The sequence below is a fragment of the Mycolicibacter acidiphilus genome (genome assembly GCF_018455725.1).
Lineage (GTDB): Bacteria > Actinomycetota > Actinomycetes > Mycobacteriales > Mycobacteriaceae > Mycobacterium > Mycobacterium acidiphilum.
This window is the reverse complement of sequence record NZ_JAHCLR010000023.1, coordinates 22,707-40,290: the sequence shown is the minus strand read 5'-3', so window position 1 is coordinate 40,290 and position 17,584 is coordinate 22,707. Positions and strand designations below refer to the sequence as shown.

Here is a 17,584-nt window from a genome sequence, read left to right as displayed (position 1 = left end):
CGCGGCAATCACCGGTTCCGGTCAGTGAGATGCCCGCTCATTTGTTGTGCGGGACACCGCTGATCAGCCCACCGTCGACGACGAACTCCGCGCCGGTGGCGTACGACGAGTCGTCGGAGGCCAGGAACACGACGAACTTCGACAGCTCCTCGGGCTCGCCGGGCCGGCCCAGCGGGATCGGCAGCAGATCCTCGGGGATGCCCTCGATCATCGGGGTGCGCACCATGCCGGGGTGAATCGAGTTGACCCGCACGTTGAACGGCGCCAGTTCCTGGGCGGCGGACTTGGTCAGGCCGCGCACCCCGAACTTCGACGCCACGTAACCGTGCGACATGGCGCTGCCGCGCAGCCCCTCGATCGAGGAGATGTTGATGATCGAACCCCGGCGCTGCTTGACCATCGGAGTGGCGGCGGCCTGGATGCCGAGAAACGTTCCGGTCAGGTTGATCTCGATGATCTGATGCCACGCCGTCAGCTCGTATTTGTGCAGCGGTCCGCCGTTGACGATCCCGGCGTTGTTGACCAGGACGTCGAGCGCGCCGAACTGCGTCACGGCGGTCGAGACCGCGTCGCGCCACTGCTCCGGTTGGGTGACGTCGAGGTGGACGAACCGCGCCGCGTCGCCGAGTTCGGCGGCCAGCGCCGCCCCGGCGTCGTCGAGGATGTCCCCGAGCACCACCGCGGCGCCCTCGGCGACGAGTTCCCGGGCGTGCGCCGCACCCATTCCGCGCGCGCCGCCGCTGATGATCGCCACCCGACCGGTCAGTCGTCCCATGCTCAACTCCTCCGCGTCTCGGTCCGACCACCAAGCTGCCACACCGGGTCGGCGCAGGTGACCCCGTCGGCCGCCAATTCCCGCTTGAGCACCTTGAACGTCGCGGTGCGCGGCAGGCTGACGGCGACGCGCACATACGCCGGCCACTGCTTGCGGCCCAGATCCGGTTGCGCCGCCAGGAACGCCTGGAACTCCGCCGGGTCGAACGCCTCCCCCGGGGCCAGGACCAGCGCTGCCATCACCTGATCGCCGACCGCGGGGTCCGGTACCCCGTACACCGCCGCCTCGGTGACCGCGGGGTGCCGCAGCAGCACCCGCTCGATCGGTGCGGTGCCGAGGTTCTCGCCGTCCACCCGCAGCCAGTCGCCGACCCGGCCGGCGAAGTACACGTAGCCTTCGGCGTCTCGGTAAGCCAGATCACCGGTGCGGTACACGCCGTCGACCATGCGTTCGGCCTCCGCGCCGGGATTGTTGTAGTAGCCCTCGAAACCGCCTGCGCCGTCGGCGTTCACCAGTTCACCGGCGTGCCCGGGCGGGCAGCTCTCCCCGGTGTCGACGTCGACGATGTCGACCCCGGCGGGCAGCGGCCCCAGCGCCCCGGCGGGAGTGTCGGGGGTGCGGGTGATCGACACCCCGCCCTCGGTCGACCCGTAGCCGTCGGCGACCACGCAGCCGAACCGGCGCGCGAACCGTTCGATGTCACCGGCGCCGCCCTCGTTGCCGTAGACGGCCCGCAGCGGGTTGTCGGCGTCGTCGTGGCTCTCCGCGGTGGCCAGCACATAGGAGAGCGGTTTCCCCACGTAGTTGGCGTAGGTGGCGCCGTACCGGCGGACGTCCGACAGGAACTGCGACGCGGAGAACTTGCGCCGCAACGCGATCGACCCGCGGCAGGCGGCGGCGACCGCCCAGCCGACCAGGATCGCGTTGGAGTGGAACAGCGGCATCGACACGTAGCAGACGTCGTCGGAGGTCATCGCGAACTGGTCGACGATCAGCCCGCCGGCGAACGCCACCTTGCCGTGGCTGCACCGGACTGCCTTCGGGTCGCCGCTGGTGCCGGAGGTGAAGATCAGCATGAACAGGTCGCCCGGCGCCGCCGTGGCGAAGCCGACCGGGGCCTCCGAGTGCCCGGCGATCTCGGCGGCCCAGTCCGGCGAGTCGACGTTGATGTGCGGGATGTCGCCCAGTGTGGCAGCGGATTTCGCGTCGGCGAGCACCAGCTGGCAGTCCGCATGCTCGATGTCACGGGCCAGCGCCGCACCGCGGCGCACCGAGTTCAGCCCCACCGGCACGATGCCCGACATCCCGGCCGCCGCCAGCAGCGCGGAGAAGAACGGGGTGTTCTCCAGCAGCACGCCGACGTGCGGCGGCCGGGCCGGGTCCAGGCGTTCCCGCAGCACCGCCGCGATCGCGGCGGCGTGCCGGATGTGGTCCCGCCAACTGGTGAAGGTGCCCTCGAAATGGATGCCGCGATCCTCGATCTCGGCCAGCGGCGCGAGCAGTCTTGTCACGGTGGGCAGTTCGTCGGTCATAACCGGGCTCAACGGGATTCCTCCTCGGGATCGATTGCGGCGCTGCGGAGCCGGATCGCGGTGACGGCCTCCAGCGCACCGGTGAGAATCAGCACCGGGCCGGCGATCATGCTCAGCCCGGCCGGCGAGTCGGGCCGGACGCCGAGGATCAGGTCACCGGAGAGCAGCACCGCCAGGCCGGCCAGCCCCTGCAGCCCGCGCACCGGCATCGCCTTGTTCATCAGGGTGGCGTTCTGCCAGGTCAGGCCGCGGATGATCATCGCCAAGCCGGCCCAGAGCGCGACCAGAGCCGGTGTTCCGAGGTGCTTGTTCAGGCAGAGCGTGCCGAAGATGACGTAGCCGTCCGCGGCGAGCAGTGCCAGCACCCGACTGCTGCCCAGGTGGGTGGCGAAGGGCACCGGTAGCTGGCCGATCCCGGACAGGATCAGGTATCCGCCGAGGATCGCCGGGGCGAGGCCGGTGTCGCGCAGCGCGAGCAGCGCGAAACCGGCTGCCAGTGCGGCGATCCCGGTGCTGAGCAGCGCGGGCCACGCGTATCTGGCTAGGTGGTGGGCGCCGTGCGGGGCCGGCGGGGCTTCGGGTGACAACAACTCGGTCATCTGTACGTTCTCCGTACGTTAATACGCATATCGTTCAGTATGAGGCGGCTCACAGTCAAAGTCAATGCGAGTCTGGCACATCGAAAGCCCGGCACCGGTATGCCCGATCAGCTATAGCCGGCAACGAGATTGGCATTCGACTCCTGCTCCCGCGGGCCAGATGATGACTGGGATGGCGACCGAGGGGAGAAGACCGTGAACTTTGCGGCGTTGCCGCCGGAGGTGACCTCCGGCTGGATGTACTCCGGGCCGGGTTCGGCGCCGATGCTGACCGCGGCGTCCGCCTGGGACCAGCTTGCCGGTGAGATGGACTCGGCCGCAGCGAACTACCAGGCGGTGATCACCCAGCTCGCGACCGACCCGTGGCGCGGACCGGCCGCCACCGCCATGACGGCCGCGGCAGCCCCGTACGCCCAGTGGATGGCAGGGATCGGCGAGCAGGCGCGGGCCGCGGCAACGCAGGCGCGCGCGGCGGCCATGGCCTTCCAGACCGCGCACGCCGCGACGGTGCCGCCCCCGGTGATCGCCGCCAACCGGGCGAACCTGCAGGCGCTGGTCGCCACCAACATCGTCGGGCAGAACACCCCGGCGATCACCGCCAACCAGGCCGCCTACGGCGAGATGTGGGCGCAGAACGCGGGCGCGATGAACGCCTACTCGGCCGGATCCGCCGCGGCGTCGACCCTCACGCCGTTCGCCGAGCCGCCGCAGAACACCGACCAGGCCGGCCAGTCCCGGCAGTCCGCCGCGGTCGCGCAGTCCGCGGCGAACGCGGCCGGCACCCAGACCGACCCGCTGGTCGGCATGCTGGAGAACCTCAACAACTTCCTGACGACGAACCCCGTCTATCAGGCGATGGGCTTCCCGCTGACGAACATCGGCGGCGCGATCTCCAGTTTCGGCGCCCCGATGTTCATGGGCATCTCGCCGATCTTCTACCTCACCTCGGTGATCTACTCCTGGTTCCCGGCGATCGCCGGCGGCACCCCGCTGGCGTTCACGATCTCCGACGTGGCGCCCACCGGGGCCGGCGCCGTCACCGGCGCCACCCTGGCCGCCTCGGCCGCCCCGGCGAGCGCCGCACCCGGCGTCTCGGCCGGCCTGGGCCGGGCGGCGAGCGTCGGCGGGCTGTCGGTGCCGCAGACCTGGAGCTCCTCGGGTGTGCAGCTGGCATCGCACGCGGCGCCGCTGCCGGCCGGGGCGGGCGGCTTCGGCGGCATCCCGCCGATCGCCAGCGTCGTCAACGCCCCGCGCAGCGGCACCGACCCGCGGAACGCGTTGCGCAGCAAGCTCGTCGCCGATCTGGGCGGTGACTCCAAGGCCGGCGCCGAGCGCGCCAAGGGCGCGCCGGACCTGGTCAACCCGCTCACCGACAAGGAGCGCGCGGAGCTGGAGGGCCTGCGCGCCGAACTCACCGAACTCGTCATGGAGCAGGACGCCGTGACGCACCTGATGAACCAGGCCTTCCGGGCGTGACCGGCGTCAGCTTCGCGGCACTGCCGCCGGAGGTGACCTCCGGGTGGCTGTACACCGGACCGGGCGCGGAGTCGATGCTCTCGGCTGCCACCGCCTGGGACCGGCTCGCCGGCGAACTCTCCTCGGCCGCAGCCGATTACCGGTCGGTGATCACGGCCCTGACCGCCGACCCGTGGCACGGTCCGGCGGCGACGGCGATGAGCGCCGCGGCCGCCCCCTACACCGAATGGATGACGGTCACGGCCGAGCAGGCCCGCCAGGCGGCCACCGGCGCGCGGGCAGCGGCCGCGGCCTACCAGGCGGCGCACGCCGCGGTCGTCCCGCCGCCGGTGATCACCGCCAACCGCTCGACCCTGCAGCACCTGCTGGCCACCAACGTGATCGGGCAGAACTCCGCGGCGATCGCCGCCAACCAGGCCCAGTACGGCGAGATGTGGGCGCAGAACGCCAGCACGATGGACGGCTACACCCACGCCGCCGCTTCCGCCGCATCGCTGGCGCCGTTCACCCAGCCGGCGCAGAGCACCGACCAGGCCGGGCAGTCGAACCAGGCTGCCGCCGTCGCGCAGGCGACGACGCAGTCCGGGGCCACCCAGAGCGACTGGCTGGTCGACTTCCTGAAGCAGATCAACGGTTTCCTGAACATCAATCCGGCGGCCGGGCCACTCGGCAATCCCGCCTGGACCAGCGCGTACATGCCGATTCTCGAGGTCGGAAAGCTGGTGGCCGCCGGCGGTGCGCCGGGCTACATGGCGATCGCCACCCCGATGCAGATGCTCGGCCCGGTCTGGCACTCGTTCTTCCCGCACATCTTCGGCGGCGCCGCGGCGGCTGCGACCATGGGCGAGGTGTCCGGGCCCGGCCTGGGCCAAACGCTGGTCAAAGCGGCCACCCCCACCGCGGGCCTCTCGGCCGGCCTCGGCCGCGCCGCGACGGTCGGCGGGCTGTCGGTGCCGCAGACCTGGGCCACCCCGATCCAGCTGGCGTCGGCGTCGGCACCGCTGCCGGGCACCGCGCTGGCCGCGGCCCCGGCGGCCGGCATGGGCGGCATGGGCGGGGTGCCGATGGTGCCGGCCCTGCTCGACAAACCGGGCAACCACACCGGCCCCAAGGGTCCCGGCGCGAAGATCGTCGGCCGGCTCGGCGCCGGCGCCGGCGCGACCCGCCGGCGCGGATCCGGCATCGCGAGCCCGCTCAGCGACCGCGAACGCACCGAACTCGACAAACTCCGCGCGATCGTCGCCGATCTGACGAACCAGCGCGACAACGCCGCCAATTCGATCAAGGAGGCCATCCGGTCATGACGATGGATTTCGCGACCCTGCCGCCCGAGGTGACCTCGACCTGGATGTACACCGGCCCGGGCTCCGGCCCGATGCTGTCGGCGGCGGCCGCCTGGGACGGGCTGGCCGCCGAACTGAGCACCGCCGCGGCCGGCTACCGCACGGTGCTCACCGACCTCACCGACCATCAGTGGCACGGTCCGGCGTCGGCGTCGATGAACGCCTCGGCCACCCCGTACGCCGCGTGGATGACCACCACCGCCGAGCAGGCGCAGCAGGCCGCCAACCAGGCCCGCGCCGCGGCGGCCGCCTACGAGGCGGCGCACGCGATGACGGTTCCCCCGCCGGTGATCGCCGCCAACCGCAGTCTGCTGGCGTCACTGGTCGCCACCAACATCCTCGGCCAGAACACCCCGGCGATCGCGGCCACCCAGGCGCACTACTTCGAGATGTGGGCGCAGGACGCCACCGCCATGTACAGCTACGCGGGCAGCGCGGCCGCCGCCAGCACGCTGACCCCGTTCAGCCAGCCGGCGCAGACCACCAACGCCGCCGGTCAGGGCAACCAGGCCGCGGCCGTCGGCCAGGCCGCCGCGCAGAACGGCGCCACCCACGTCACCGACGCCCTGCAGGCACTCTCCGGCAGCGCCGCGCAGGCGCCGCTGGATCCGTTCTCGCAGGGGATCGTCGACTTCTTCACGACACCGCTGATGACCCAGGTGACGAACCTGCTCACGAACCTGGGTCCGATCGAGGCGATGTCCAGCGGCATGTCGGTCTGGGGCGACGCCGGCGCGTTCGGCATCATCCCGCTGGTCAGTTCCTGGATCACCCAGTTCCAGTCGGCGCTGGGCACCGGGGCGGCGGCCGCCGCGGCCTCGGTGATCTCGGACGTCTCCGGCGAGGGCATGGGGGCGACGCTGGCCAGTGCCCCCAGCGCCGGCGGATTCGGCGGCGGCGGTGTGTCGGCGGGCCTGGGCCGTGCCACCAGCATCGGCGGGCTCTCGGTGCCCGGCACCTGGGACACCCCGAAGATCAAGCTGGCCTCGATGGCCACCCCGCTGCTGGAGACCCCGGCGGGGACCGGCGGCATGGTCGGCGGCGTCCCGCCGATCGGCAGCATGGTCAACGCCCCGAAGGGCGGTGCCCCCGCACTCAAGGAGGGGCCGCGTAGCAACCTGGTGCCGGGCCTCACCGGCGCACCCGGCAGCGCCGAGCGGAGCGCGGCCGGCCGGTGGGCCGAGTTCGACGCGAACAACCCCGCCGACGGTCCGCTCAGCGAGCGCGACGAACTCGAGGGACTGCGCAAGGCCGTCGGCGACCTCGGCAAGCAGCGCGACATCCTGCGCGAGCAGGCGGCGATCCTGCTGAACAAGGCGATGCAGCGATAGTCGACAGACGCAGAGATCGCGGCTACCGTATATATAGCCTTACTAATGAGCGGCGTTGATGTCCGGATGCGGAGGCCGATTCTGATGTCCCCATCGGTTCGACAGTTCCTCACCACGGCTGGCACCGGTTCAGCGATGACGATCGCACTGCTCACCGCACCGTCGGCCGCCGCCCAGCCCGGCGGGGTGATGCCCTCTAACTGCCTGCCCGGCACCTACGGCCAGTTGGTCTACTGCGACGAGGACGTCAACCCCGACGGCAGCTGGGTCCGCTGCAGCCGGCCCACACCCGAGCCGATGACCGTGTTCGGCGGCATGGCCGGGTCCACCACGTCGGGTCCGGCGAGCTGCCAGCTGGTGAAGCCGAATGCGCTGCCGGCCGGATCGCCGCCGTACCACATCGGTTACGGCGGCGAGGCGACCGGACGGGTATAGAACCGCCACCGGCCGGGTATAGAGCCCGAACCGTCAGCCGATTTTGGCGAGGGTGAAGGTGGTGGTGCGGGAGGTTCCGCCGCAGGGAGTGCCCTGAGGCTGCAGTTCGCCCTGGAGGGTGCGGGGGTCGACGCGGAATTCGACGGTGGCGCCCATCAGCTTGTGGTTGTCGCAGAGGATGCCGGCGTCGTCGTAGCGCTGGAAGACCCACTTGCCGCCGGACAGGTGGGCGTTGGTGTCGGTGAGGCCGGATGCGGTGACGATGTGCGCGCAGCCGTCGCCACACGGGGTGACCGTCCAGGTGGTGGAGAACGGGGTGCCGTTGGAGCCGCCGTTGTAGGCGTAGGCGTAGGTGCCGGTGAAGTCCGGCGAGGCGGCGACCTCGGCACCGGCCAGGGCGGCCGCGGCGACGGCGGCGCCGCCGGCGAGGGCGAAGGTTGCTGCGGCGATGGCCTGGCTCTTCATCATGCTGTTCCTCACCGGAATGTCGAGATGTTCACTATGCGTACGTCCGTTCGTATTACGTACATCATTGAGTATGTGACGCGTCACACGTCCTGTCAAGACGTGGTCGGCGTCACGTCGCACCTCAGCCGACCTTGGCCAGGCTGAACCGACTGGGCATCGGCGTTCCCCCGCACGGCGTCCCTTCGGGCTGGAACTGGCCCACCAGGGTGTCCGGATTGACGGTGTAGCGCAGCGTGGCGGGGCGCTTCGTCCGCGTCATCACATACTGGTTGCCCGGGCATTCGACCCCGGGATCGGCGTACCGGAAGAACACCCAGTACGGGCCTTCCCGATGCGCGTCGGTGTCGGTGGCGCCGGTCGGCGTCGTGATGTGCCGGCAGTCCTCGCCGCACGGGGTGACGGTCCACGTCGTGGCGAAACCCTGGGTGTAGCCCTGGGCAGGTGCGGTGAACGCGTACGTTCCGCTGAAGTCATCGGCGCGAGCGATCGGCGCCGACACGACCATGGCCACGCCCAGGGCGGCGGCACCGGCAAGGAATCCGACCGGCTTCATCAGTGGCCTCCGCCGTGCGCCGCACCGCCGCCACCGCCGGTCGACGGCAGCGCGCTCAGCCCATCGGTGATCGGCGGCGGGTCGCCGTCGATGGTCTTCGTCAGCGAGAACGGCGCCGGCGGCGCAGTTCCGCCGCACGGGGTGCCCACCGGCTGGTACTGCCCGATCAGCGAATCCGAGTTGATCCTGAAGCGCATCGTGGCCGGAACCTTGCGGCTGACGATGGTGTAGGAGTTCGGGGGGCACTCGACGCCGGGATCGACGAACCTCTCGAACACCCAGAACGGTCCCTCGAGGTGTGCCTCGGTGTCGGTGGCGCCGTTGGCGCTGACGATGCGCCGGCAGTCGTCGCCGCACGGGGTGACCGTCCACAGCGAGGTGAACGCACCGGCGGTCGCCCCGACACCCGGGCGGTAGGCGTAGCTGCCGATGAAGTCATCGGCGGCGGCGACGGGCGCGCAGGCGACGGCGGCGCCGCCGATGGCCAGTGCGCCGGTGAGGAACATCCGGGTTTTCATGCTGGTATCCCCGTGGTCAGTGGTTTCGGGACTGTCCGGGAAGGCATGGCGGTGTCCGGCATGCCCTCCCGGACGCTGGACGTACGGTTCCGGTCAGGCCCAGCTGGAGCCGACGGCCGAGTCGGTGGTGGCCATGGTGTTGCCGGCCGACTGCACCTTCTGACCGTGGCTGTTCGCCTGCTCGTAGATGACCGCGAAGTTGCGGCCCAACTGGCTCACGAACTCCTGACACGCGACCGAACCGGCGCCGCCCCAGAAGTCGCCGGCGGCGAGCACGTCGTGCACGATCGCCTGGTGTTCCGCCTCCAGGGAGGCAGCCTGCGCGCGGATCAGCGCACCGTGGGCGTCGACGTCACCGAACTGGTAATTGATGGACATGGCTTGATTCCCTTTACTTTTCGGACGGCTAGCTGGACAGGATCTGCTGCGAGGCAGCTTCCTGCTGCTCGTAGTGGTTGGCGTCGCGGATCAGTCCGTCACGCACGCCGTGCAGCATGTTCACGATGTTGCGGAACGCCGTCTGCATCTGACCCATCGTGTCGTAGGACGTCTTCTCCGCCAGGCCTCCCCAGCCGGCGCCGGAGATGTTCGTCGACGACGCCCACATCCGGCGGGCCTCGTCCTCAACGGTCTGCGCGTGGGTGTCGAACCGTCCCGCCATCGAACGCATCGCGTCCGGGTCGGTCATGAAACGTGCGGTCACTGCTGTGTCTCCTTCTCTTGTGGTGTTTCGATTAACCGGCCGCGGCGGCGTTGGCCGCCTCGGTCGCCGCATAGGATTCGGCGCTCGCGCTGAGCATCGCGACGAACTGCTCGTGGATGGCCGCGGCCTGCGCGCTGATCGACTGATACATCTGCGCGTGCGCCGCGAACTGCGCGGCGGTGAGCGCGGAGATCGGGTCCGCGGCGGCGGGCACCACGCCGGTGGTGGGGCTGGCTGCGGCGGCGTTCACGGCGTTGACCGAGGTGCCGATGCCCTGCAGGTTGCCGGCCGCGGCCGAGAGCACCTCCGGCTGGGTGGTCACAAATGACATGGGGTTGTCCTTTCTCGATGGTTACGTGTGGACCTGCGGTGGTCAGCAGGCTCGACTGGGGAGCGGAAGCTCGACCGGCGCCCGACTGTCGTCGACGTCGGCGGTGAGTTCCCGCAGGGTGGCGATGAGTGTCTCGGCGCCGGGGCTGGACGTGCGCCCGGCCGCCGTGGTGATGCCGATCGCGCTCTTGACCGAGTTCAGTGGCACCGGCAGTGCCCGCAGGTCCGGGTCGTCGTGGCCGACCGGTCCGGGCAGCAGCCCGACGAGGTCGGCTTCCAGCAGCAGCCGGCGCGCGGCCAGCGGGGAGGTCACCTCGATCCGGTTCGCCGGCAGCGGCAGGCTGTGCCGCGCGAACAGGTGCTCGGCCTCGCGGTGCAGGCCGGTCTCCGAGCCGGGGAGCACCCAGGGCTGCCCGGCCAGGTCGGCGAATGCGACGGCCGGCCGCACCGCCAGCGGGTGCGCGCTGCGGACGAAGACGCCGACCGTCTCGGCGTAGAGCGGGACGTGTGCCTCGGATTCCTGAACGGCGGTCCCGCGCCGGCCGACGATCAGGTCCAACCGGCCCGCACCCAACTCCACCGAGAGCGCCTCCGGGGTGTTCTCCCGGACGACGACGGTCAGTTGCGGCCGGTCGACCTTGAGCCGGGCGATCGCCCGCAGCAGCAGTTCGTTCGCCGCGCCGGGGTCGGTGCCGACGACGACGGTGCCGCGGTGCGCGTCGGCGAGTTCGGTGACGTGCTGGCCGGCCTGGGTGAGTTGCGCCAGGACGGCGCGGGCGTGCCGGGTGAAGGTCTCGCCGAAGATCGTCGGGGTGACCCCGCGCGGGCCGCGGTCGTAGAGCGGCACACCCAGAATCGACTCCAGGTCGCGCAGGGTCCGGGTGGCCACCGGCTGGGTGATGTGCAGGGCGGCGGCCGCTGCGATCACGCTGCCGTGCGTGGTCAGCACGTCCACCAGCACGAGGTGACGCAGCTTCAACCTGCCGTCCAGCAGTCGCGACCGGTCCATCAGACCTCCCGGCCGCCGACTGTGTACGTAGTACGTACGCTTGTTCGCATAGCGAGCAGTATGAAATGCTTCACACCGGATGTCAACACGCGACCGCGATCACACTTCAACGGAAGGACCCAATGGCGTGACCACCGGGGAATACGTGCAGTCACTGGCACGAGGGCTGGGAGTGATCCGCGCCTTCAGCGACGAGCACCCGCGCCAGACCGTCAGCGCCGTCGCGCAGCGCTGTGACCTGTCCCGATCCGCGGGACGGCGGTTCCTGCTCACGCTGACCGAACTGGGCTACGTCGACACCGACGGCACCTGGTACTGGCTGACCCCGCAGGTTCTCGAACTCGGCCGCAGCTATCTGTCCAGCCTCTCGCTGCCCGACCTGGCGCACCCGCACCTGACCCGACTCTCCGCGGCGCTCGACGAATCCTCGTCACTGTCGGTCCTGGACGGTCGCGAGATCGTCTACATCGCCCGGGTGCAGGTCCGCCGGATCGCCGCGATGACGATCGTCGTCGGCACCCGGTTCGCGGCCGAGCAGACCGCGATGGGGCACGTGCTGCTCGCCGACCGTCCGGCACAGCCCGGCGACTCCCCCGAGTTCGTCGCGGAACTGCAGCGGGTCCGGGCACAAGGCTTCTGCGTCATCGATCACAACCTCGACTACGGCCTGCGCTCGGTCGCCGCTCCGGTCCGCGACCGCGCCGGCAACACCCTCGCGGCGGTCAGCGTGTCGGTGCGGTTGCACACGGCCCGATTCGGCGACGAACTGGTGCCGCTGGTGCTCGAGACCGCCGAGAAGATCAGCGTCGACGTCGGGCACGCCGGGACGCAACTGTGACACCGGAAGCCGATTGACAGTTCCTGTGACGCACCCCATACTGTTCGTTATACGTCCGTCTGTTCGTATTGCGTACATGAAGGGATCGCGTCGATGAAGCTCACCTTGCTCGCCGCGGCCGCCGCCCTGGCCGGCACCGCCACCGTCGGACTGTCCACGACCGGTGACACACCCGAGGCCGGGTTCAGCGGCCGCTACGCCTACCTGGCGGCCGGCGGATCCGATGCCGGGTTCGCCACCACCTGGACCGTCACCGGTTGCGGCGCCGACTGCGTGCACATCACCACCGCGTCGGGTCTCACCGACACCGACGCCCACCGCGAGGGCGACACCTGGGTGTTCACCCGCTACGACTCCGCCGGAATCCGGTGCGACAACGCGAAGGTGCTGCCCGCGACCATCCGGTTCACCATCGACCCGGCGTCGCTGCACGGCCGGCTGGAACCGGAGGGCACACCGTGCGGCGGCGTGTCGCGGGCGAGCGGGTTCACGCTGACCAAACTTGCCTGACTAGCATGGCCCCTGATCCCGGAAGTCGGAATCGCACCTTCGGCGGCGAGGCTCAGACACGATGGCAGTGCAGCAGGACGAAACGGATTCGGCTTCGCCCTCCGGCGACTACGTCCAGTCGCTGGCCCGCGGGCTCAGCGTCATCCGCGCGTTCAGCGACGAATTCCCGCGCCAGACCATCAGCGACGTCGCCCGGCGGTGCGACCTGTCCCGGCCGGCCGCGCGCCGCTTCCTGCTGACCCTGGTCCAGCTGGGCTATGTCGCCACCGACGGCTCGGCATTCTGGTTGACACCCCAGGTCCTCGAACTCGGATCCAGCTACCTGTCCAGCCTGTCGCTGCCCGACCTGGCCCAGCCGCACCTGACCGAGCTGTCGGCGGCGATCAACGAGTCGTCGTCGGTCGCGGTGCTCGACGGCTATGACATCGTCTACGTCGCACGCGTTCAGGTGCGCCGGATCATGGCGACGACGATCGTTGTCGGCACCCGGCTGGCCGCGCCCGCCACCGCGATGGGCCGGGTGCTGCTCGCCGGTCTCCCGAAGGCCCGGCGGGACGAATGCCTGCGGACGATCCCGCTGGTGACCTACTCCAGCGGCACCCCGGCCTCCCGGGACGAACTGGCTCATGAGTTGGAGCTGGTGGCGACGCAGGGGTTCTGCATCATCGACCACCAGACCGATTTCGGGCTGCGGTCGGTCGCCGCCCCGATCCGGGACCGCAACCAGAACACCGTTGCCGCGGTGAGCGTCTCCGCCTCCTCGATGACCTACTCCGCCGACGCGGTCCGCACCGAGCTGCTGCCGCAGGTGCTGGCGGCGGCGGAGAAGATCAGCATCGACATCGCGCACACCGAGATCGGCCTCGTCAACCTGCACGCCACCAACTAGGGGCGAAATCAGGCTAAGGCGGCGGAGGTCCGCGCGGCCGCATCGGCGACCAGCGGAACCAACCGCTCGATCGGCACCGAGTTCGCCGCCCCGGCCACGCAGATCGCCGCGACCGGCCCGTCGGCGCCGCGCACCGCCGCCGCCACACTGGGCAGCTCCACCCCGACGAACTCCCGGGTCTGCGCGCCGCGGTCGATCGAGATGCCGTGCGCCCGTCGGATGTGCGCCAGCTCCCGGTGCAGGCCGGCCAGGTCCCAGCCGCCGACGGTCGAACGCTGCAGCTGCGCGCCGAAGATCGCGTCGACCTCCTCCGGCGGCAGCCAGGCCAGCATCGCCCGGCCGCCGGTGGTCAGGTAGGCCCGGTGCCGGGTGCCCACCCGGGACGGCAGCGTCGACGCGAACGGACCGCCGATCTTGTCCAGGTACACCTCGTCACCGCCTTCCAGCGCGGCGAGGTGCACCACCAGCCCGGTGCGCAGGTGCAGCTGATGCAGCTGTTCGGCGGCCGCCTTGCGGATCGCGCCGTGTAAACCGTCCTGGCCGCCCAGCGCCAGCGCCCGCCGGCCCAGGCTGTACTGCGCGCCGGTGTACTGCAGCCAGTCCAGTCCGACCAACTGCCCCAGGATGCGGTGCGCGGTGGAGCGCGGCAGGCGCGTGCGGGCAGCGATCTGGTCCAGGGTCAGCCGCGCTGTCGGCCGCTGGTCGAACGAATCGAGGATGAGGGTGACGCGCTCCACCATCGACGGAGGGGTCGATTCCGGACCCTCAGCGGAGACGGGCCTGGTCATCCCTCGAATTTAGCAGTGCAGCGCATCGCCGGGAGTCAGCTTGAAACCGGGGATATCGGAGATCGGCATGGTGGCGTCGTAGGTGCGCTGATAGCCGGTGTCGCAGATCCGCCAGCCGTCGCCGTCGCGGCGGTAGGTGTCGTAGTAGAAGGCGGCACCGATCAGCATCAGGTCGTAGTCGGGCATGATCACCCGGTCCTGCAGGTACCAGACGCCCGACGCGGTGTCCGGCCCGGTGAGCGTGATCTCCGGGTGGGTGACCCGGTGCTCGCTGATCACGTTGGCCGGCAACGAGGACCGCATGAAGTCCACCAGCGCGTCGCGGTCGGCGAACTTATGCTCGGTGCCCATCGACTTGCCGTAGTCGGCGGTGACATCCTCGGTGAGGGTGGCGGCGAAGTCATCCCAGTGCTTGGTGTCCAGGGCGCGCAGGTAGCGGTACTTGACCTGCTTGATCTCCTCGATGGCGTGCAAATCTGTCATCGCACCATTGCAGCATCCGGCGCGACGGGCGGGCGCCGCCATCTCAGCCAGTGAGACGTGCGAACCCACCCGGCGTGCTTTCGGCGACGATGTCGTGGTGACTGATCTTTCGACTTACGGCCCCTGGGCGGTGATCGCCGGCGGTTCCGAAGGTGTCGGCGCCGAGTTCGCCCGGCAACTGGCCGACGCCGGCATCAACCTGCTGCTGGTCGCCCGCAAACCCGAACCGCTGGAGCGGACCGCCGCCGAATGTCGCGAGCGCGGCATCGAAGTCCGCACGCTGGCAGTCGATCTCACCGACCCGGCCGCCACCGACGCGATCGCCGCGGCGACCGCCGGCCTGCAGGTCGGGCTGCTGATCTACAACGCCGGCGCCAACACCTGCAGCGCGGAGTTCCTGGACGGCGAGCTGGCCGACTTCGCCCGTGTCATCGAGCTGAACATCAACGCGCCGATGCGCCTGGTGCAGCACTACGGCCGCGAGATGCGCGACCGGCGCCGCGGCGGCATTCTGCTGGTCGGGTCGATGGCCGGCTACCTGGGATCGACCCGGCACACCATCTACGGCGGTGTGAAGGCGTTCGGGCGGATCTTCGCCGAGGGGCTCTGGCTGGAACTGCGCGAGTACAACGTCGACGTGCTGGAACTGGTGCTCGGTGTGACCCGCACCCCGGCGATGGAGCGGGTCGGGCTGAACTTCGACGTGCCCGGCATGAAGGTGGCCGAGCCGGCCGACGTCGCCCGCGAAGGGCTGGAGCAACTGCCGCACGGCCCGGTGTTCATCGCCGGCGGCAACGGCGCCGACGTGGAGCGGCGCAACAACCCGGACCGGGCCAAGGTGGTGCTGGGCACGCACCGGTTCATGCAGCAGCTGATCGGGCAGGGCTGATCCAATGCGTCTCGGACTGTCCACCCCCGTCGTCGTGCAGACCCCCGGGATGGCTTCGTCGTGGGAGCACGGCGCGGGCGTCGACGACGTGGTGCAGATCGCGAAGGCCGCCGACGAACTCGGCTTCGACTACCTGACCTGCTCCGAGCACGTCGCGGTCCCGGCCGATCAGGGCGCGGACCGCGGGTTCGTGTACTGGGATCCGGTTGCGACGCTGTCGTTTCTGGCCGCGCACACCAGCCGGATCCGGCTGGCCACCTCGATCGTGGTGCTCGGCTACCACCACCCGCTGGAGATCGTGAAGGCCTACGGGACGCTGGACCGGATCAGCGGCGGCCGGGTGGTGCTCGGGGTCGGCGTCGGCTCGATCGAGGATGAGTTCGCGATGCTCGGCGCGTCCTGGCCGGACCGCGGCACCCGCGCCGACGACGCGATCCTCGCGCTGCGCGCCGCCTGGGCGGCGTCGCGACCCAGCTACGCCGGCGAGTTCTACCGCTTCGACGACGTCATCTGCGAGCCCACGGCGCTGCAGCCACGGCTGCCGATCTGGGTGGGCGGACGCACCCGCCGCTCGCTGCGGCGCGCGGTCGAACTGTGTGACGGCTGGATGCCGTTCGGGCTGGGCGGCCGCCAGCTTGCGGAAATGCTTGCTGCCGTGGATATTCCGGAAGGTTTCGACATCGTGCTCGGGCCCGGTCCGCTGGACCCGCTGGGCGATCCGGACCGGGTGCTGCGCCGGCTGGAATCGCTGCGCACCGTCGGCGCCACCGTCATCAACTGCACGGTCACCGCGACGTCGGCCGGCCACTACTGCGATCAACTGGGCGCGCTGCGCGCGCTGGCCGACCGACTCGACGGGGAGGGTGCATGAGCATCGACAAGCTGGCCGAACTCGAGCGGCGACTCGCCCGCATCGAGGACGAGCGCGCCATCGAGCGGATGATCGCCAGCTACGGCCCACTGGTGGACGCCGGCGAGGCCGACGCGACCGCCGACCTGTGGGCGGTGGACGGCAGCTACGAGGTGGAGGGCTGGTCGATGACCAGCCGGGCGGAGGTCGCCGCGATGGTCCGCTCGGAGGCACACCAGGGCCTGATCGGTGGCGGCGCAATGCATTTCCTCGGCCCGGCGGTGGTCACCGTGACCGGCGACGAGGCCATCGCGGTCTGCGAGTCGTCGCTGGTGGTGCGGCACGAGAAGCGCTACCTGCTGGCCCGCGCCGGGGTGCACCACTTCGCGCTGCGCCGCCTCGACGGCCGCTGGCAGATCACCAAGCGGATCAGCCGGACGCTGGACGGCGATCCGGAGGCACGCCGGCTGCTGGCGGCCGGGGCGAAAGGGGAGCAGGCATGAGACTCGACGGCAAGGTCGCGATCGTCACCGGCGGCGCCGGCGGCATCGGCCGCGGCATCACCCGGGCGTTCGTGAAGGAGGGTGCCAAGGTTCTGGTCGTCGACATCAACGACGACGCCGGTGCCGCGTGCGAGGCCGAACTCGGTTCGGCGGTGCGCTATCTCGGCGCCGACATCTCCCAGCCGGAGAGCGCCCCGCAGATCTGCGCGGCCGCGGTCGAGGCGTTCGGGTCGGTGAGCGTGCTGGTGAACAACGCGCACGCCTCGAAGCAGGCGCCGCTGCTGGCGACCACCCAGGACATGCTGGACCTGTCGTTCAACACCGGCTTCTACCCCACCTTCTGGCTGATGCAGGCCTGCCACGCACAGTTGAAGGCCACCGGCGGGTCGGTCATCAACTTCGCGTCCGGCGCCGGCATCCAGGGTCAGCCCAACCAGGCGTCGTACGCCGCGGCCAAGGAGGCGATCCGGGCGATCAGCCGGGTCGCCGCCAACGAGTGGGCCGCCGACGGGATCAACGTCAACATCATCTCGCCGCTGGCGCTCACCGAGGGTGTGCAGGCCTACCTGACCGCCAACCCCGGCATCGAGGACAAGCTGCTGGCCGGCACCCCGATGCACCGGTTCGGCGACCCGGAGAACGACATCGGCCGGGTCGCGGTCTTCCTGGCCAGCGCCGACGCCGCGTACATGACCGGGCAGACGCTGATGGTCGACGGCGGCACCATCAAGCTGCGCTGATGGTTTCACCTAACCTGACGAG

At 70.5% G+C, this 17,584-nt stretch carries 23 protein-coding genes; 11 read left to right on the top strand and 12 right to left on the bottom strand.

Features of this window, described 5'->3' with window-relative positions:
* Window positions 1–37 precede the first annotated feature (37 nt).
* From KIH27_RS12760 to KIH27_RS12750, 3 genes are read right to left on the bottom strand one after another with little or no spacing between them, the layout of a single operon-like run.
* Complete coding sequence (locus KIH27_RS12760) at window positions 38–775, bottom strand: glucose 1-dehydrogenase (RefSeq protein ID WP_214093326.1); 738 nt, start codon at window positions 773–775, stop codon at window positions 38–40.
* Between the two features lie 2 nt (window positions 776–777).
* The gene (gene fadD17, locus KIH27_RS12755; protein ID WP_214093365.1) at window positions 778–2,307 is read right to left on the bottom strand and encodes a long-chain-fatty-acid--CoA ligase FadD17; all 1,530 of its coding nucleotides are present in this window, start codon (window positions 2,305–2,307) and stop codon (window positions 778–780) included.
* An 8-nt stretch (window positions 2,308–2,315) separates the two neighbouring features.
* On the bottom strand, window positions 2,316–2,906 hold the full coding sequence (locus KIH27_RS12750) for a hypothetical protein (protein ID WP_214093325.1): 591 nt from the start codon (window positions 2,904–2,906) through the stop codon (window positions 2,316–2,318).
* Between the two features lie 195 nt (window positions 2,907–3,101).
* Here KIH27_RS12750 and KIH27_RS12745 point away from each other — a divergent pair, with 195 nt between their 5' ends.
* The 4 genes from KIH27_RS12745 to KIH27_RS12730 all read left to right on the top strand — a co-directional run bounded on the left by KIH27_RS12745 (window position 3,102) and on the right by KIH27_RS12730 (window position 7,491).
* Entirely contained in the window at window positions 3,102–4,382 is a 1,281-nt protein-coding gene (locus KIH27_RS12745) for a PPE family protein (RefSeq protein WP_214093324.1), read from the top strand.
* Window positions 4,379–5,686, top strand: coding sequence for a PPE family protein (locus tag KIH27_RS12740; RefSeq protein WP_214093323.1), 1,308 nt, complete (start codon window positions 4,379–4,381; stop codon window positions 5,684–5,686). The genes KIH27_RS12745 and KIH27_RS12740 overlap by 4 nt, the downstream gene beginning before the upstream one ends.
* Window positions 5,683–7,056: a PPE family protein gene (locus tag KIH27_RS12735; RefSeq protein WP_443677226.1), complete on the top strand. Its 1,374-nt coding sequence runs from the start codon at window positions 5,683–5,685 to the stop codon at window positions 7,054–7,056. Before KIH27_RS12740 ends, KIH27_RS12735 begins: the two co-directional genes overlap by 4 nt.
* 135 nt (window positions 7,057–7,191) lie before the next feature.
* On the top strand, window positions 7,192–7,491 hold the full coding sequence (locus KIH27_RS12730; protein WP_214093321.1) for a CDGP domain-containing protein: 300 nt from the start codon (window positions 7,192–7,194) through the stop codon (window positions 7,489–7,491).
* A gap of 33 nt (window positions 7,492–7,524) precedes the next feature.
* Here KIH27_RS12730 and KIH27_RS12725 read toward each other — a convergent pair whose 3' ends face one another.
* From KIH27_RS12725 to KIH27_RS12695, 7 genes are all read right to left on the bottom strand, one after another.
* Complete coding sequence (locus KIH27_RS12725) at window positions 7,525–7,959, bottom strand: hypothetical protein (RefSeq protein ID WP_214093320.1); 435 nt, start codon at window positions 7,957–7,959, stop codon at window positions 7,525–7,527.
* Window positions 7,960–8,080: 121 nt separating this feature from the next.
* Window positions 8,081–8,512: a hypothetical protein gene (locus KIH27_RS12720; RefSeq protein WP_214093319.1), complete on the bottom strand. Its 432-nt coding sequence runs from the start codon at window positions 8,510–8,512 to the stop codon at window positions 8,081–8,083.
* Complete coding sequence (locus tag KIH27_RS12715; protein WP_214093318.1) at window positions 8,512–9,030, bottom strand: hypothetical protein; 519 nt, start codon at window positions 9,028–9,030, stop codon at window positions 8,512–8,514. Before KIH27_RS12715 ends, KIH27_RS12720 begins: the two co-directional genes overlap by 1 nt.
* 93 nt (window positions 9,031–9,123) lie before the next feature.
* On the bottom strand, window positions 9,124–9,408 hold the full coding sequence (locus tag KIH27_RS12710; RefSeq protein WP_214093317.1) for a WXG100 family type VII secretion target: 285 nt from the start codon (window positions 9,406–9,408) through the stop codon (window positions 9,124–9,126).
* A 28-nt stretch (window positions 9,409–9,436) separates the two neighbouring features.
* On the bottom strand, window positions 9,437–9,733 hold the full coding sequence (locus tag KIH27_RS12705; protein ID WP_214093316.1) for a WXG100 family type VII secretion target: 297 nt from the start codon (window positions 9,731–9,733) through the stop codon (window positions 9,437–9,439).
* A gap of 31 nt (window positions 9,734–9,764) precedes the next feature.
* Window positions 9,765–10,064, bottom strand: a complete 300-nt coding sequence (locus tag KIH27_RS12700) for a PE family protein (protein WP_214093315.1) — start codon at window positions 10,062–10,064, stop codon at window positions 9,765–9,767.
* A gap of 42 nt (window positions 10,065–10,106) precedes the next feature.
* Window positions 10,107–11,072, bottom strand: a complete 966-nt coding sequence (locus KIH27_RS12695; RefSeq protein WP_214093314.1) for a LysR substrate-binding domain-containing protein — start codon at window positions 11,070–11,072, stop codon at window positions 10,107–10,109.
* A 79-nt stretch (window positions 11,073–11,151) separates the two neighbouring features.
* On the opposite strand from KIH27_RS12695, the gene KIH27_RS12690 reads away from it, so the two are divergent.
* The 3 genes from KIH27_RS12690 (at window position 11,152) to KIH27_RS12680 (ending at window position 13,309) form a co-directional block, all read left to right on the top strand.
* Window positions 11,152–11,910 (top strand): IclR family transcriptional regulator domain-containing protein, encoded by a 759-nt coding sequence (locus KIH27_RS12690; RefSeq protein WP_214093313.1) that lies wholly within the window; start codon window positions 11,152–11,154, stop codon window positions 11,908–11,910.
* 93 nt (window positions 11,911–12,003) lie between these two features.
* Window positions 12,004–12,420, top strand: coding sequence for a hypothetical protein (locus tag KIH27_RS12685; protein ID WP_214093312.1), 417 nt, complete (start codon window positions 12,004–12,006; stop codon window positions 12,418–12,420).
* A gap of 61 nt (window positions 12,421–12,481) precedes the next feature.
* A complete protein-coding gene (locus KIH27_RS12680) occupies window positions 12,482–13,309 on the top strand; it encodes an IclR family transcriptional regulator domain-containing protein (RefSeq protein WP_214093311.1) in 828 nt (275 codons plus the stop codon).
* Window positions 13,310–13,317: 8 nt separating this feature from the next.
* On the opposite strand, the gene KIH27_RS12675 is transcribed toward KIH27_RS12680, so the two are convergent.
* A complete protein-coding gene (locus KIH27_RS12675) occupies window positions 13,318–14,097 on the bottom strand; it encodes an IclR family transcriptional regulator (protein WP_214093310.1) in 780 nt (259 codons plus the stop codon).
* A gap of 9 nt (window positions 14,098–14,106) precedes the next feature.
* Complete coding sequence (locus KIH27_RS12670) at window positions 14,107–14,580, bottom strand: nuclear transport factor 2 family protein (RefSeq protein ID WP_214093309.1); 474 nt, start codon at window positions 14,578–14,580, stop codon at window positions 14,107–14,109.
* A 97-nt stretch (window positions 14,581–14,677) separates the two neighbouring features.
* On the opposite strand from KIH27_RS12670, the gene KIH27_RS12665 reads away from it, so the two are divergent.
* Genes KIH27_RS12665 through KIH27_RS12650 form a run of 4 tightly spaced genes read left to right on the top strand, consistent with a single transcriptional unit; the run spans window position 14,678 to window position 17,562 of the window.
* Window positions 14,678–15,469, top strand: coding sequence for an SDR family NAD(P)-dependent oxidoreductase (locus KIH27_RS12665; RefSeq protein WP_214093308.1), 792 nt, complete (start codon window positions 14,678–14,680; stop codon window positions 15,467–15,469).
* 4 nt (window positions 15,470–15,473) lie between these two features.
* Entirely contained in the window at window positions 15,474–16,340 is an 867-nt protein-coding gene (locus tag KIH27_RS12660) for a TIGR03619 family F420-dependent LLM class oxidoreductase (protein WP_214093307.1), read from the top strand.
* Window positions 16,337–16,822 (top strand): nuclear transport factor 2 family protein, encoded by a 486-nt coding sequence (locus tag KIH27_RS12655; protein ID WP_214093306.1) that lies wholly within the window; start codon window positions 16,337–16,339, stop codon window positions 16,820–16,822. The genes KIH27_RS12660 and KIH27_RS12655 overlap by 4 nt, the downstream gene beginning before the upstream one ends.
* Window positions 16,819–17,562 carry an SDR family NAD(P)-dependent oxidoreductase gene (locus KIH27_RS12650; protein WP_214093305.1) on the top strand — a complete coding sequence of 248 codons (744 nt, stop codon included), beginning with the start codon at window positions 16,819–16,821 and terminating at the stop codon, window positions 17,560–17,562. Before KIH27_RS12655 ends, KIH27_RS12650 begins: the two co-directional genes overlap by 4 nt.
* Window positions 17,563–17,584 lie beyond the last annotated feature (22 nt).